Source organism: Kineococcus anabasis, from assembly GCF_054590795.1.
In genome coordinates this window covers 24,783-39,588 of the sequence record NZ_BAAIHU010000007.1, presented here as the reverse complement: position 1 = coordinate 39,588, position 14,806 = coordinate 24,783, and the positions used below count along the sequence as shown (strand labels likewise).

11 protein-coding genes are annotated in these 14,806 nt (G+C 73.7%); 4 read left to right on the top strand and 7 right to left on the bottom strand.

Features of this window, described 5'->3' with window-relative positions; all coding sequences use genetic code 11:
• Window positions 1–23 precede the first annotated feature (23 nt).
• The 4 genes from ACYQBY_RS11000 to ACYQBY_RS10985 all read right to left on the bottom strand — a co-directional run bounded on the left by ACYQBY_RS11000 (window position 24) and on the right by ACYQBY_RS10985 (window position 4,989).
• On the bottom strand, window positions 24–1,793 hold the full coding sequence (locus ACYQBY_RS11000; protein WP_459643903.1) for an ABC transporter ATP-binding protein: 1,770 nt from the start codon (window positions 1,791–1,793) through the stop codon (window positions 24–26).
• Between the two features lie 113 nt (window positions 1,794–1,906).
• Window positions 1,907–2,770, bottom strand: coding sequence for a carbohydrate ABC transporter permease (locus ACYQBY_RS10995; protein WP_459643902.1), 864 nt, complete (start codon window positions 2,768–2,770; stop codon window positions 1,907–1,909).
• The gene (locus tag ACYQBY_RS10990) at window positions 2,767–3,636 is read right to left on the bottom strand and encodes a carbohydrate ABC transporter permease (RefSeq protein WP_459643901.1); all 870 of its coding nucleotides are present in this window, start codon (window positions 3,634–3,636) and stop codon (window positions 2,767–2,769) included. Before ACYQBY_RS10990 ends, ACYQBY_RS10995 begins: the two co-directional genes overlap by 4 nt.
• 42 nt (window positions 3,637–3,678) lie before the next feature.
• The gene (locus ACYQBY_RS10985; RefSeq protein WP_459643900.1) at window positions 3,679–4,989 is read right to left on the bottom strand and encodes an ABC transporter substrate-binding protein; all 1,311 of its coding nucleotides are present in this window, start codon (window positions 4,987–4,989) and stop codon (window positions 3,679–3,681) included.
• A gap of 380 nt (window positions 4,990–5,369) precedes the next feature.
• Between ACYQBY_RS10985 and ACYQBY_RS10980 the strand changes: the two genes are divergently transcribed.
• Window positions 5,370–7,994, top strand: a complete 2,625-nt coding sequence (locus ACYQBY_RS10980; protein WP_459643899.1) for an ExeM/NucH family extracellular endonuclease — start codon at window positions 5,370–5,372, stop codon at window positions 7,992–7,994.
• A 122-nt stretch (window positions 7,995–8,116) separates the two neighbouring features.
• On the opposite strand, the gene ACYQBY_RS10975 is transcribed toward ACYQBY_RS10980, so the two are convergent.
• Both ACYQBY_RS10975 and ACYQBY_RS10970 read right to left on the bottom strand, forming a co-directional pair.
• Window positions 8,117–8,542 (bottom strand): RidA family protein, encoded by a 426-nt coding sequence (locus ACYQBY_RS10975; protein ID WP_459643898.1) that lies wholly within the window; start codon window positions 8,540–8,542, stop codon window positions 8,117–8,119.
• 36 nt (window positions 8,543–8,578) lie between these two features.
• Window positions 8,579–10,027, bottom strand: coding sequence for an FAD-dependent oxidoreductase (locus tag ACYQBY_RS10970; RefSeq protein WP_459643897.1), 1,449 nt, complete (start codon window positions 10,025–10,027; stop codon window positions 8,579–8,581).
• A 53-nt stretch (window positions 10,028–10,080) separates the two neighbouring features.
• Between ACYQBY_RS10970 and ACYQBY_RS10965 the strand changes: the two genes are divergently transcribed.
• The 3 genes from ACYQBY_RS10965 to ACYQBY_RS10955 all read left to right on the top strand — a co-directional run bounded on the left by ACYQBY_RS10965 (window position 10,081) and on the right by ACYQBY_RS10955 (window position 12,188).
• Window positions 10,081–10,773, top strand: a complete 693-nt coding sequence (locus ACYQBY_RS10965) for a TetR/AcrR family transcriptional regulator C-terminal domain-containing protein (RefSeq protein WP_459643896.1) — start codon at window positions 10,081–10,083, stop codon at window positions 10,771–10,773.
• Between the two features lie 42 nt (window positions 10,774–10,815).
• Entirely contained in the window at window positions 10,816–11,241 is a 426-nt protein-coding gene (locus tag ACYQBY_RS10960) for a hypothetical protein (RefSeq protein ID WP_459643895.1), read from the top strand.
• A gap of 98 nt (window positions 11,242–11,339) precedes the next feature.
• Window positions 11,340–12,188: a S1 family peptidase gene (locus ACYQBY_RS10955; protein ID WP_459644381.1), complete on the top strand. Its 849-nt coding sequence runs from the start codon at window positions 11,340–11,342 to the stop codon at window positions 12,186–12,188.
• Between the two features lie 108 nt (window positions 12,189–12,296).
• Here the strand turns inward: ACYQBY_RS10955 and ACYQBY_RS10950 are convergent, their stop codons facing one another.
• Complete coding sequence (locus tag ACYQBY_RS10950) at window positions 12,297–14,588, bottom strand: glycoside hydrolase family 9 protein (RefSeq protein WP_459644380.1); 2,292 nt, start codon at window positions 14,586–14,588, stop codon at window positions 12,297–12,299.
• Between the last annotated feature and the right edge of the window lie 218 nt (window positions 14,589–14,806).

Here is a 14,806-nt window from a genome sequence, read left to right as displayed (position 1 = left end):
GAGCGCGCCTCCCGCCCACCGCCTCAGCCCGTCCGCTGGGCGCGCTGGAGCCGGGCGTAGCGGCCGCCGGCGGCGAGGAGCTCCTCGTGGGTGCCGACCTCCACGATGCGCGCCTCGTCGAGCACGACGATGCGGTCCGCGGAGCGGATCGTGGAGAGCCGGTGCGCGACCACGAGGGTCGTGCGCCCGCGCATCAGGCGCTGCAGGGCCTCCTGCACGGCGAGCTCGGACTCGGGGTCCAGCGCGGAGGTCGCCTCGTCGAGCAGCAGGATGCGCGGGTCGCGCACGAGCGCCCGGGCGATGGCGATGCGCTGGCGCTGCCCGCCGGACAGCCGCGCGCCGCGCTGCCCGACCACCGTGTGCCAGCCCTCGGGCATGTCCTCCACGAGCCGCAGGGCGTTCGCGTCGGCCAGGGCGGCGCGGATGCGCTCGTCGCCGACGTGCTCCAGCCCGTAGGCCACGTTGTCCCGGATCGACCCCTCGAAGAGCACCGACTCCTGCGGGACGACGGAGACGTGCCGGCGGACGCTGCGCAGGTCCAGCTCCGAGGAGTCCCGCCCGTCGAGCAGGACCCGCCCCGCGGTGGGGCGCAGGAAGCCCAGGACGAGGTTCAGCACGGTGGACTTGCCGGACCCGGAGGGGCCGACGAACGCGACGGTCTCACCGGGCCGGATGTCGAGGTCGAGCCCGTGCAGCGCGTCGGAGGCCGCGCCGGGGTAGCGGAAGCGCACGCCCTCCAGGGTGATGCGGCCCCGCACGGCGGGGACGAGGGCCCGGCCCGCGTTGACCTCCAGGTCCGGCTCCTCCAGCACCTCGGCGATGGAGCGCACCGACTCCAGGCCGCGGGCCCCGACGGGCAGCAGCATCAGGACGTTGGTCACGGCGCCGGTGAGCAGCGCGAAGTACGCCGAGAGCTGGACGACCTCCCCGGCGCTGATGCCGGTGACGCCGGTGAGGGAGGCCCAGGCGGCGAGGACCAGGCAGAGGATGCCGAGCATCTGCAGGCTCACCCACGACATCGACGCGAACCGGCCGTTGAGCATGTCGAGGGTGAACCCGGCGGCGCGCACCCCCTCGGCCCCCGCCGCGACCCGCTCCGCCGCGGTGCGCTCCAGGCCGTGGGCGCGCGTGACGGGCATGAGGGTGGCCATCTCCCCGACCCGCGAGGACAGCGTCTCCACCTCCCGGCGGAACACCTCGTTGGTGGCCCGCGAGCGCCGGGTGAGGAAGTACCGCAGCGCGACGGCCACGGGGATGGTCAGGGCGTAGACGGGCAGGAACGCCGGTGCCGACACCGCCGTCACGGCCAGCGCCCCGAGCACCACCATCGTCGCCGACAGCAGGGGGTGGGTGATCTGCTGGAGCATCAGCTCGACGTTCTCCACGTCGCGCACGACCTTGGTCTGCACGATGGAGGAGCTGACGCGGGAGTGGAACCCGATCGAGAGGGACTGCAGCCGCTCGGTCAGGACGTTGCGCAGGTCCGCGCCGATGGTGCGCACCGCGCCCATGAAGCGCTTGGTGTACTGGACGTGGTTGACGTAGTTCTGCAGGAGCGCGACCACGGCCACGGCCGTCCAGAGCCACATGGTGCGCTGCGGGCCGCCGGCGACGACGACGTCGATCACCTTGCCGGTGACGACGGGGGTGAGCCACATCGGCACCTCCTTGACCGCGAAGAAGGCGACCGCGGCGAGGACCTGCCAGCGGTGCCCGTCGAGGAGGCGCAGGACCGAGCGGAGGGGGTGCGCGCCGTCGATGACGGGCCGGCCGGGGCTCGGGCGGAGGGGCATGACCGCATCGTGACACTCGGACCCCGCGATTGGAAAGCGCTGTCCAGAACCGGTTCAGCACAGGGATCGCGCGGGCCGGGTGCGGGGGGCCCCGCACCCGGCCCGCGGCGGCCTCAGCCCTTGACGGAGCCGGAGGCCAGGCCCGCGACGAGGTAGCGCTGGGCGATGAAGGCGAACGCGACGACGGGCAGCGTCAGCAGCATGGCCGCCGCACCCGCCTGCTGCAGCATGGGCAGGGTCTGCCCGAGCTGGGTGGCGACGAACACGGGGACCGTGCGGGCCTGGACGTCGGTGAGGACGACGGCCGTGAGGTACTCCTGGAAGGCGAACAGGAACACGAAGATCCCCGCGGTGAGGATGCCCGGGCCCATCAGCGGCACCATGACGCGGCGCAGCACCTGGCCGCGGGTGCAGCCGTCGAGCATCGCCGCCTCGTCGAGCTCCTTGGGGATCTCGGCGAAGAAGTTGCGCAGCAGCCAGATGCTGAAGGGCTGGTTGATCGCGACCAGCGCCGCGGCGACCGCCACCGTGGTGTCGTAGATCCCCAGCGACCGGGCGAGGTCGTACATGGGCAGGACCACGGCGAAGCGGGGCACCGCCCGGAAGACGAGCGCCAGCACCAGCAGCACCGCCGAGATCCAGCTGGGGAAGCGGGACAGCGCGTACGCGGCGGGCAGGCCGATGAGCATCGCCACCACGGTGCTGATGACGGCCACGACGAGGGTGTTGGCGAGGTACTGGTAGAAGAGCGTGGTCTGCCACAGGTCGACGAACGCCCGCAGGGTCGGGGTCCAGGTGAGGACCGGCGGGTCCAGGAATGCGACGGCCGTGGGCTTCGTCACCGACGCCAGGGTCCACAGGACCGGGCTGAGCATGACGAGGCAGACGAGGACGAGGAACCCGGCGACCACCAGGCGCCCGCTCGGGTTGCGCAGGCTCCCGCGGGGGCGCCGCGGGGCGGTCACGATCGCGCTCACGGGGTGCGGGCCTCCTTCACCACGCCGCGCACGAACGGCACCAGGAGCACGAGGATGAGCAGGATCATCAGGACGTTGATGGCGCTGCCCAGCCCGAGCTGCTGGCCGCCGTCGCGGAAGGCGACGTTGTAGATGTAGAGCATCACGGACTCGTTGCCCAGCTGCACCGCCTGCGGGGAGAGCGGCACCAGCGCGTCGAACGTGCGCAGCACGTCCATGACGGAGATCAGCGCGACGAACCCGATGACCCCGCGCATCGACGGGATGATGGCGTAGCGGTGCGTCTGCACGGTGGAGGCGCCGTCCACCCGCGCCGCCTCGATGATCTCCGCGGGCACGCCCTGCCGGCCCGCCAGCAGCACCAGCATCGAGAACGGCAGCATGAACCACACCACGTCGAGCGCGATGATCAGCCGGTTGGGCCAGACGCTGGTGAACCACAGCACGTCCTGGCCCGTCACGAGCTCGACGAGGTGGCCGACGATGCCGCCGAAGTTGCTGTTGAAGAGCCAGGAGAACATCGTGGCGCCGACGATCTGGGGCACCACGTAAGACACGAGCAGGGCGCCCAGGACGTACGGCCGCGCCCGGCCGAGGTTGTTCACCACCATCGCCAGCACGTACCCGGCGACCAGCAGCACCGCGACCACCACGACGGTGAGGCCGACGGTGAAGAGCACGGCCCGCCCGAGGCGGGGGTCGCTCAGCGCGGCCCGGTAGTTCTCCAGGCCCACCCAGGTCCCCGGTGCCCCGTAGTCCACCCGCTGCAGGCTCCACTCGAACGTCCGGTACAGCGGCAGCAGGAGCAGGCCGCCCATGACCAGCACGCTCGGCGCGACGAGCGCGGCGAACTCCCGCCTACGCACCCCGCCACCCCGCCCCGGCCGGACGCTGCGTCGTGCCGCGCCTCACCGGTACCCGGCCAGGATCTCCTCGGCCTTCGCCTGCATCTGCGCGGTGCCGTCCGCGACGCTGGTGCGGCCGGTGACCACGTTCGCGACGATCTCGGTCGTGGCGGTGCTGATCTCGGACGTCCACGGGAACGGCTCGGCGGGGGGCATGTTGTCCAGGGACTCCCGCGCGGCCGCGGCGTAGGCGCTGCTGTCGTCCGTCACGATGCCGTCGCGCGCGGGGTAGGCCGCCGGCACGGAGGCCTTCGACGCCTCCTCGCTGACGGAGGAGGCCACGATCTCGAACAGCAGCGAGGGGTCGACGTCGGTGTTGGCGGGCAGGGACCAGCCGTCCACGGACAGCGCGCCGTAGAACGGCCCGTCGTCGCCGACGGTGGGGGGCGCCGCGAAGGCGAACTGCTCGGCGTACTGGCTGTTCGTCGCCAGGGTGAGGTCGTTCATGCGCCCCGAGAACATCATCGCGATCGCCGCGGTGCCGTTGTACATCTGCTGCTGCACGGTGGGCTGGTCGAAGGTCGTGACCTCGGGGTCCATGAAGGGCAGCAGCGAGCGCAGCTCCTCGAACGCGCGGGCGGCCTCGGGGGTCCCGAAGTTCGCGGTCTTCGTCGCGGGGTCGACGTAGTCCACGCCGAGGGAGCCGAGCGCGGCGTCGTAGGCGGTGGCGATGTCGCCGCTGGCCAGCAGCGGCAGGGCGAGGGGGTGCTCGATCTGCCCGGCGGCCTGGATCTTCGCGGACACCTCGCGCAGTTCCGCGAAGGTCTTCGGCGGGGTCAGGCCCAGCTCGTCGAAGACGTCCTTGCGGTACGCCATGACGTAGGTCTGGGCCTGCATGGGCAGCCCGTACAGCTCGCCCTCGTAGGTCATGGCCTGCACCATCGCGTCGTTCAGCTGGTCGAGGCCGTACTCCTCGGAGTGCTGGGCGACGAGGTCGTCCAGCGGCTGCAGCTTCTCCTGCGAGGCGAGCTGGGGGAGGATGAAGCCGTAGGTCTCCACGACGTCGTAGGTGCCCGAGTCCCCGGCGAGGGTGGCGGTCGTCTTCTGCACCTGCCCGGCGAAGTCGACGGGTTCGTGCGTGACGGTCACGCCGTCCTTGGTGCAGCTCTTCACCATGGTGTTGGTGAAGGGGTCGATGGCGGAGGAGTTGTAGGCCAGCACGTCCACGGTGACCGGTTGCTCGGGCGCGGTGAAGCCGCAGGCGACCGCGGTGGCGTTCTGCTCCCCGGTGCGCGACCCCGCGCCGCAACCGGCGAGGACGAGGGAGAGACCCGACAGCACGGCGAGTGCCGTGGTGGGGCGGTAGCGCGTCATGACTGCTCCTGGGTGTGCAGGGGTGCTCCGCGGCCGTGCGGGAACCACATCGGACGGTGGAGGTGGGCGCGCCCGCGCGCGGGAGGACGGGACCCCGGCACGCATGGGGCGGTGGATCTCGCGCTCACGCTAGAGGCGCCCCGGGAGACCGGCAATCCGCGATGCGGTGACGCAGGACACCACCGGGGGCCGCGTGGTTCCGGCGCTCGCCGGTGGGAGGGGGCGCGGAGCCGTCGGGGTGCCCGGTCCGGGGTGAGCCCGTCGGGGGAGGGGCACCGGCGCGTCGCCCTGCGGGCGTGCTCCGTTCACCCGGAGGACGCACCATCGGGAGGACCGGTCCACGCCGCGCCCGCGCGGCTCCCGATCCGAAGGGCTCCCACGTGCTCCACCGCTCCCGGGCGACCGCCGCGCGCCGCGCCGTCCTCGGCGCCGCCGCCGCCTCCCTCACCGTCGCGGGCCTGCCCGCGGCCGCGCAGGCGGCACCGCCCACCACGCCGTACATCTCCGAGATCCACTACGACAACGCGGGTACCGACACCGGCGAGTTCGTCGAGGTCACCGTGCCCGCGGGCACGAGCTCCACCGGCCTGTCCGTGGTGCTCTACAACGGCGACAACAGGGCCACGTACGGCACCGCCGTGGCCGTGCCCGCGGTCACCGCCCCCGCCGACCGCCCTGCCGCGGCGGTCGTCGAGTACCCGTCCAACGGCCTCCAGAACGGCGCACCGGACGGCGTCGCGCTCGTCCGCGGCGGCGAGGTGCTGGAGTTCCTGTCCTACGAGGGCGTCTTCACCGCGGTGGGCGGCCCCGCCGCCGGACGCACGAGCACGGACATCGGTGTCGCCGAGGCCGGGAGCGAGCCCGCCGGGCAGTCCCTCTCCCGCACGTACGACGCCGCCCGCGACGCCCTGGTGTGGGCGGGCCCCGCCGCGGCGACGAGGGGCGTGGTCAACACCGCTCCCGGTGGTCAGCCCGGCCCCGGCCCCGCGAACCCGTGCGAGGCCGCGCCGACCCACGAGATCGGCGCGGTGCAGGGTCCGGGTGCGGCCACCCCGCTCGCGGGGCGGCAGGTCACCGTCCGCGGTGTCGTCGTGGGCGACGTGCCGGGCATGTCCGGGTTCTACCTCCAGGACGGGGACGGCGACGGCGACCCCGCCACCTCCGACGGCGTCTTCGTGTTCAGCCCCGCCGCCGTCGACCTCGGCGACACGGTGGCCGTGACCGGCGAGGCGCAGGAGTTCGGCGGGCAGACGCAGATCGCCTCCCGCGCCGGCGCCGCCGTCTGCGCCGAGGGCACCGTCGCGGACCTGCCCGCCGCCGCACCGCTCGACCTGCCCGCCGACGACGCCGCCCGCGAGCGCCTGGAGGGGATGCGCGTCGTGCCCGCCGACGCCCTCACGGTCAGCGAGGTGTTCGACCTGACGCGGTTCGGCGAGCTGACCCTCTCCGAGGGCGGTCCGCTGGTGCAGCCGACCGAGGTGGCGCGCCCCGGCACCCCGGAGGCCGCGGCCGTCGCGGCGTCGAACGCCCTGCGGCGCATCGTCCTCGACGACGCCGTGAGCGCGCAGGTCACCGTGCGCACCCGCCCGTACCTGACGCCCACCACCCCGGTGCGCGTCGGGGACGTCGTGCAGTTCACCGAGCCCCTCGTCCTCGGGTTCGGCTTCGGCTCCTGGCGGCTGCAGCCCGCCGACGGCACCGCCGCCGACGTGTTCGCCCCGCAGAACACCCGCCCCGCCGCACCGGAGCCGGTGGGCGGGGACGTGCAGGTCGGGGCGTTCAACGTCCTGAACTACTTCCTCACCTTCGGCGGTGAGGGCCGCGGCGCCCGCAACCAGGCGGAGCTGGACCGGCAGGCCGGCAAGATCGTTCCGGCGATCCTGGGCCTCGGTGCGGACGTGGTGACGCTCATGGAGATCGAGGACAGCGACTCCACGGGTCTCACCCCCGGCAACGCCGACACCGCCCTGGCCGACCTGGTGGGGCGGCTGAACACCGCGGCCGGCGCGGACGTGTGGGCGTACGTGCCGCTGCCGCGGGAGCTCTACGCCGTGGACCGCGACGTCATCCGCAACGGGATCATCTACCGCCGCGACGTGGTGCAGCCCGTGGGTGCGCCGGCCGGCCTGGCCGACGAGAGCGTGTGGGCCAACGCCCGCGAGCCGATCGCGCAGACCTTCGCCAAGGACGGCGACGCGTTCACGGTCGTCGCGAACCACCTCAAGTCCAAGAGCCCGGGTGACGCCACGGGGGACAACGTGGACGCCGGCGACGGGCAGGGGCAGTGGAACGGCGACCGGGTGCGCCAGGCGCGCTCGCTCGCGGCGTTCACCGCGGCCCTGCGCGAGCGCACCGGCGAGGCGGACGTCCTCCTGCTCGGCGACTTCAACGCCTACACGCGGGAGGACCCGATCGAGGCGCTGCGGGAGGCCGGGTTCACCGACCTCGGCGAGCAGTTCGACCCGGGCCGCTACAGCTACGTCTTCGACGACATGTCCGGCTCCCTCGACCACGCCCTGGCCACCGCGGCGCTGACCGCGAAGGTCACCGACGTGGCGCACTGGAACATCAACTCCGTGGAGTCGTTCGCGTACCAGTACACGGGCGACCCGGCCCTGTACGCGGCGAACCCCTACCGCTCCAGCGACCACGACCCCGTCCTCGTCGGCATCGACCTCGACGAGCGCTGCCGGGGCCTGGCGCCCACGATCCGCGGCACCGCCGGCGCCGACACCCTGCGCGGCACCGCCGGGCGTGACGTCATCATGGGCCTCGGCGGGGACGACACGATCACCGGCGGCAACGGCGACGACGTCGTCTGCGGCGGGGCCGGCGCGGACCGCCTCGCGGGCGACAACGGGGACGACATCCTGCTCGGCGGGTTCGGCGCCGACGTCCTCGACGGCGGCAACGGCGAGGACACCCTCGTCGGCGGCCCGGGCACCGACACCCTCGTGCAGGGTCGCGGCACCGGCCCCGAGGACCAGGAGGGCGCCGAGTCCTGACGGACCCGGCACGCACGACGAGGGCCCCGGCGGACCACCTGCCGGGGCCTGTGTCGTCCCGGGCGCGACCGCCGGTGCCCGGGTGCCGGTGCTCAGGTGGTCGGTGCTCAGGTGGTCGGTGCTCAGGTGCCAGGTGCCCCGGGTGCGCCCGGCCCGGGCAGCACGGCGACCACCTCCACCTCCAGGAGGAAGCCGGGGGCGAACAGGGCGGGCACCGGGACGAGGGTGCTCGCCGGGGGCCGCGCGACGCCGGCGCGCAGCGGCCCGAACACCTCCGGCAGCAGGGCGGGGGACCAGTCGACGACGTACAGGGTCTCCTTCACGACGTCGCGGCGGGTGGCCCCGACGGCGGCGAGCGCGACGTCGAGGTTGGCGGCCACCCGGGCGGCCTGCGCCCCGTGGTCCCCGGCCCCGACGAGCCGGCCGTGCTCGTCCCAGGCGACCTGCCCGGACAGCAGCACCAGCCGGGTGGCCGGGGCGGTGACGACCTGGGTGATGAGGTCCGGGAGCGCGTGCAGCCCGGAGGGGTTGGTGTGCGTGACGGTCACGGCGCGCTCCTCGGTGCGCTCGGGTGGGGTGCCGGCTCAGGCGGGGACGGGAACGGCAGGAACGGGAGGAACCGGCGCGGACGTCGTGCTGGCCCAACCCACGTAGGCGTCGGGGCGCACGACGAGCCCGGCGAGCCCGGCGTAGGCGGCGGGCGCGTCCACGAGGCAGGTGTCCCCGTCGAGCGCGAGGGAGACGGGGACGCCGGCGCGCAGGAGCTCGTAGACCCGCCGCTCGCGACCGCCGGTGGACACCCGCAGGTCCGGCAGGCGGGTCCCGGTCAGGGGGTGCCCGTCGCCGGGGCCGTAGCGCAGGGCGAGACCGGAGATCTGCTCGGCGAGCATGCGGTTGACGTTGGGGAGGGGGAGCAGCTCCTCGGCGAAGAACCGGCGCAGCGCGGGGGCCTCGTCGGCCAGGCCGGCCATGAGGCCGCTCTGCCGGGACACGTCGTAGAGCAGGCGCTGCCCGGCGGGGCGGCGCTCGGCCTCGTAGCTGTCGAGGAGCGCGTCGTCCGCCTCGCCGAGGACGTGGGTGGCGAGCTTCCAGCCGAGGTTCGCGGCGTCCTGGATGCCGTGGTTGAGGCCCTGCCCGCCGGTGGGGAAGTGCATGTGGGCCGCGTCGCCGGCGAGGAACGCCCGGCCGGCGCGGTAGCGGGTGGCGAGCCGGCTGGCGTTGCCGAACCGGGACAGCCAGGCGGGCTCGTGCACGCCGTGGTCGGTGCCGATGACGTCGAGCAGGACGGCGGAGACCTCGGTGAGGGTGACCGGCTCGTCCTTGGGTGCGCGGGAGCGCTCGCCGTGCACGACGACGAACCGGACGCGCTCGCGGTCCAGGGGTGCGGCCATCACCTGCCCGGTCGCGTTGTGGGCGTTGAGCCGGCCGCCGGGCAGGGGTTCGCGGACCCTCACGTCGGCGACGATGGCGGTGCGCGTGGTCGGCGTGCCCGAGAACCCGATGCCCGCGGCGCGGCGCACGGTGCTGCCGGCGCCGTCGCAGCCGACGACCCAGCCGGCCTCCACGCGGACCTCGCCGGCAGGGCCCTGCGCGCGGGCAGCCACCCCGTCGGCGCCGAGGGTCAGGGCGGTGACGTCATGGCCGCGCAGGAGGCGCACGCCGAGGCCGGTGGCGCGCTCGGCGAGCAGGGACTCGGTCTCCTGCTGCGGCAGCCAGAGGGTGAAGGGGAACCGGGAGTCGAGCAGGTCGAAGCGCAGGCCGGGGAGGGTGGCGAAGTGCCACACCGGGATGCGCGGGTCGCGGCCCAGCAGTTCCTCGCTGCGGGCGACGAAGCGGTCGGCCCAGCCGCGTGCGTCGAGGACCTCCAGGGTGCGCGGGTGCAGCGTCGTCGCGCGGGACTGCTCGACGGGGCCGGTGCGGCGCTCCAGGACCACCACGACGAGGCCGCGCACGGCGAGGTCCCCGGCCAGGGCCAGGCCGGTGGGCCCGCCGCCGACGACGACGACATCTGCATTAACGGTGTTAACAGGCATGGTGGAAAACTAGGATTAACGACGTTAACAAGTCAAGGCGGTATGCTGCCGGTGTGACGACGCGACGGGAGACGGTGGTGCTGGCGGCCCTCGGGCTCGCCGACCTGCGGGGCGTCGACGCCCTGACGATGCGCGGCCTCGCCGATGCGCTCGGGGTCCAGGCCCCCGTCCTCTACCGCGACTTCGCCGGCAAGGAGGAGCTGCTGGAGGAGATGGCCGACGCCGTCGTCGCCGTCGCGCTGCAGGGCCCCGAGCCGGCCGGCCCGTGGAACGCGCGTGCCGCCGCGCGCGCGCGCCGGCTCCGCCGCGCCCTGCTGACCCGGCGCGACGGCGCGCGCATCGTCGGCGGCCGCACCGTGCCCCGCCGCAGCACCCTCCGCTTCGCCGACGCCCTCGTGGGCGATCTGCTCGACGCGGGCCTGGGGCAGGCCCGGGCCCTGCAGTTCAGCGCGGTCGTGCACTCCTTCGTCCTGGGCGAGGCGCTGGAGCAGCAGGGCACGGCCGAGGGTGCCGTGTCGGACCCGCGGCTCCACCGGGCCCTCGCCGGGGACCCCGCGCTGCGCAGCCTGGGGCCGGGAACCTCCCTGGCGGCGCTCGTCGACTTCGACGCCCGGTTCGAGCTCGGCCTGGCCGCGCTGCTCACCGCGGCGGCCTCGGACGCGGGAGGCCCTTCCCGGGGGGAGCGGGACGTGGTGGACCCGGACGTGGTGGACCCGGACGTGGTGGACCCGGAGCGGGTGGGCTGACGGCGGGCGCCAGCCGCACCGGTGCCGCGCCACACTGGGCGGGTGGAGCAGAACCGGCGCGCAGCCTCGCGCCAGGAACGCCGTGCGGTGGCCGCCGCGTGGCGCGCGGTCCCCCTCGCGCGACGGCTGGAGATCGCGCGCGCGGCGAAGCGGGGGGTGCGCCACCCGGACGAGGCGGCGGTGCGCGCGGCGCAGTCCTACGCGCGCCTCGTGCTCAGCCCCGGGCCCCGGTGGATCCAGCGGCCGCGGGTCCGCCACGTGAGCGCGTGGCTGCTGTTCCCCCTCGCCGGCGTGCTCGTGCTGGAGGCCGTCCTCCTCGTCCTCCTGGGCGCGGGGCCGCCCGTGGTGTGGGCGGTGAGCGCGCTCGCCGTGATCACCGCCCTGGTGGGGTGGTTCTGGGTGGACCTGCTGCGGGACTGCAGGCGCCTGCTCGCCCTCGGGGACCCGGAGGGGCCGCCGGTCCCCTGAGCCGGGCCACCCACGCTCTGGTGCCCGCTCCCGCACTCTGCGTAGGGTTCCGGCACCGCCCGTGCGGCACCCCGGCTTCCAGGAGGCATCCCGTGAGGATCCGTCGTCGCGCCCTCGTTGCGACCGCCGTCGCCCTGCTCACCGCGCTCACCTCGGCGCAGCCCGCCGCCGCCATCACCGGCGGGCAGCCCGACGGCAACCGCAACCCGAACGTCGGCCTGATCGTCTTCTACGACGGCACCGGCCGCTACCGCTGCTCCGCCACCCTCGTCAGCCCCACGGTGCTGCTCACCGCCGCGCACTGCACCGAGGGGACCGTCGGCAGGACCGCCGTCACCTTCGACACGCGCATCGCCGAGAACCCGCCCAGCCCGCTGCCCGTCGCCGCCGACCCCGCCGCGGGCTACACCCGGGCGGAGCTGGAGGCGGCCGGGTACCTCTCCGGCACGGCCGTCAGCCACCCCGCGTACTCCGACTTCACGGACCGGGACAACTGGAACGACGTCGGCGTCATCGTCCTCAACCGCGCGGTCACCGGCATCACGCCGGCGCGCGTGGCGCCCTCCGGCTACCTCGACCGGTACGCGCAGCCGGCGCTCAACAAGACGATCTTCGAGGTCGTCGGCTACGGCACGGAGGTCCGCAAGCCCGAGAGCGGCCCGCAGAAGCCGCAGCCCATGAGCTTCCCGCTGATCCGGCGGTACACCACCTCCCCGGGTCAGAAGCTCACCCCGCAGCTGCTGCAGATGAACGGCAACCCCGCCGACACCCGTGGCGGCGGCGGCACCTGCTTCGGCGACTCCGGCGGCCCGGTGTTCCACGGCGGCTACCTCGTGGCGGTCACCAGCTACGGCTACACCCAGAACTGCCGCTACCTCGGCGGCTACCAGCGCGTCGAGATCCCCGTCGTGCAGGACTGGCTGGCCGGGTTCGGCGTGACGCCCTGACCTGCCCGCGGACGAGCACAGGGCCCGGTCCCTCCCCGGGTGGGGAGGGACCGGGCCCTGTGGCGCCGGCACCCGCCGGGCGGTGGGGTCACCGCCCGGCGGGGTGGGTCAGGAGCGGGAACCGCGGTCCGCGCCGTTGTCCTGGTCGGCGATGAAGGAGGCCACCCACGACAGCGGGGCGTTCCAGTTGATCGTCAGCTCGTTGGTGGACCAGGAGCCGATGTCGTCGACGTAGCAGAACTGCGCCACGCAGCCGTCCGCGAACAGCGCGGCGGTGACCGGGTCACCGCTGGTCGCGGTGGGCGAGTACGGCCCGCCCGCCACCGTGCCCGCGGGCGGGTTCGGCAGCGACGGGTCGAGCTGGTTCGAGTACCACCGCGAGTGCTGGTTCTTCGAGAACACGTCGCCGTAGCCCGTGACGTAGGAGTTGTTCAGCGCGTTGCGCCCGAACAGGTAGTCCATCGAGCGGAGCACCCCGTCGCGGTACTTCGCCTGGCCGCTGAGGTCGAACGCGGTGCCGAGGACCTGCATGTTGTTGAGGATCTCGGCGTTGGAGCCCCAGGCGTACCGGCCGCCCTCGGGGGCGTACGCCTGCCCGAACGGCTGCCGGGCCTGGTCGGCCAGCAGGTCGTCCGCCCCCGCGAGGACCGACTGCTGCACCTTGCGCAGCTCGGCCTTGTTGAGGTTGCTGGGCACGGTGGCCAGGTCCATGCGGGCCAGCGGGGCGACGTGGCCCCAGTCGAAGCCGTTGGGACCGAAGACGTCGGCGGTGTGGACGGGGGAGCCGAGGACGTCCTTGCGGAACTGCGGCTCGTTGGTCGTCAGGTACAGCTCGACGGCCGCCCAGTAGAACTCGTCCGACACGTCGTCGTCGTTGTACGGCCCGCTGCCCGGGTTCGGGTCGAGGGCGCCGTCGGGTGCCGGGGCGTAGACGTCGGGGTTGGCCTGCGCCGCGGCGTAGGCGGTCCGGGCCGCAGCGAGCAGGCGCTCGGAGAAGGCCTTGTCGTACTTGGCGAACAGGCGGGCGCCCTGCGCAGCAGTGGCGGCGACGTTCAGGGTGGCCGCGGTCGACGGGCGGTACAGGACCCGCTTCTGCGGGTCTGCGGCCGGGTCCATCGGCAGGCCGGTCCAGTTGACGTCGGCGACCTTGTGGTAGGCCATGCCGGCGTACTCGCGGCCGGGCTGCACCTGCATCTTCAGGAACCACTCGAGCTCCCAGCGCGCCTCGTCGAGGACGTCGGGCACGCCGTTGTGGGCCTCGGGGATGCGCAGGGTGCCGTCGGCGAGGGCGCCGCGGTCGGCGGTGGGCGCGGTCAGGCTGCGCTCGTACTCCTGGAGCAGCTGGGCCACCGCGATACCGCCGTTGACGACGTACTTGCCGTGGTCACCGGCGTCGTACCAGCCGCCGGTGACGTCGACGGTGTAGTCGCAGGTCCAGGGCTCGTCGCCCTGCTTGACGAGGATCTTCTGCGAGTCGTCGTCGAGGCTCTGGCACGGCACCGCGGTGTCGCCCTGGTTGGGGGCGACGCCGACGTGGCCCGCCGCGCGGCCGTAGCCCGGCGCCAGGGCGTCGTCGATCGCGATGCCGCTGCGGTTGGTGTAGAAGAGCGTCTTGGCGTCGTCGCGCAGCCGCTCGTAGGCCGCCTCGCCGATGTCGAACTTGTAGCTCGTCTCGCCGTCGGCGGTCAGCGTGTAGCCGGCGCCGGCCGTCGTGACGCCGCTGAAGTCGATGGTGTGGACGTTGAGGGCGGCGGACGGGTCCACGCCGCGCGGGGTGGTCGTGCCGGAGGCGACGACCTTGCCGGCGGCGTCCTTGAGCTGCCACGGCAGGGCGGTGGTCTTCTCCGTGACCAGGGTGGCGCCCTTGGGCCCGGCGGGCAGGTAGGTCTCCTGGTTGACGCGCACCCGCGGGCCCGTCTCGGGCTCGTACTTCGGCGGCGCGGCGCCGCCCTGGAGGGAGACGTCGTCCACGCAGAAGGTGTACGCCGAGCTGGTGGCGATGTCCTGCTGGAAGGCGAGCTCGGCCTTGGCGTAGTCCTGGTCGGCGGTGAAGGTGTACTCGTACGCGGCGAAGCCGGTGGTGAACGTCGGCTTCACCGCCGGCAGGAACTGCTTGTAGTTGATGTCCGGGCCACCCTGGACGATCACCCGCACGGCGCTCGGCACGACGGGGTTGCTGCGCGCCTTGAAGGTGAGCTTGTAGCTCTCCCCCGCCTGGAGCTGGACGTTCTGGATGATGCCGGCGCCGTACGGGGCCTCCCCCTTCGCCGACGTGGTGAAGCAGCCTGCACCGTCGACGACCGTGGGCGTGGGGTAGATGTTCCAGCCGGTGGTGCCGTTGGCGAAGTCGCCGTTGGTGACCTGGTCCGCGGCGAGCGCCGCCTGGGAACTCAGGATCATGGTGGACGGCACGAGCAGAGCGGTGGCCAGGCTGAGCGCCCCGACGCGGCGCTTCCGGTGGGATTGCGGCGACACGGTGTTCCTCCTCGTTGAGAGCGCTCTCACAAGCGCGTGGAGGAAGCGTGTGCTCCGTTCGGGGTGTTGTCAAAGTGAACGTTCACGAACTGCGCCGTCGGAGGGGTGGACGGCCCTGGCCCCCGGGACCCCGGCCGCTACAG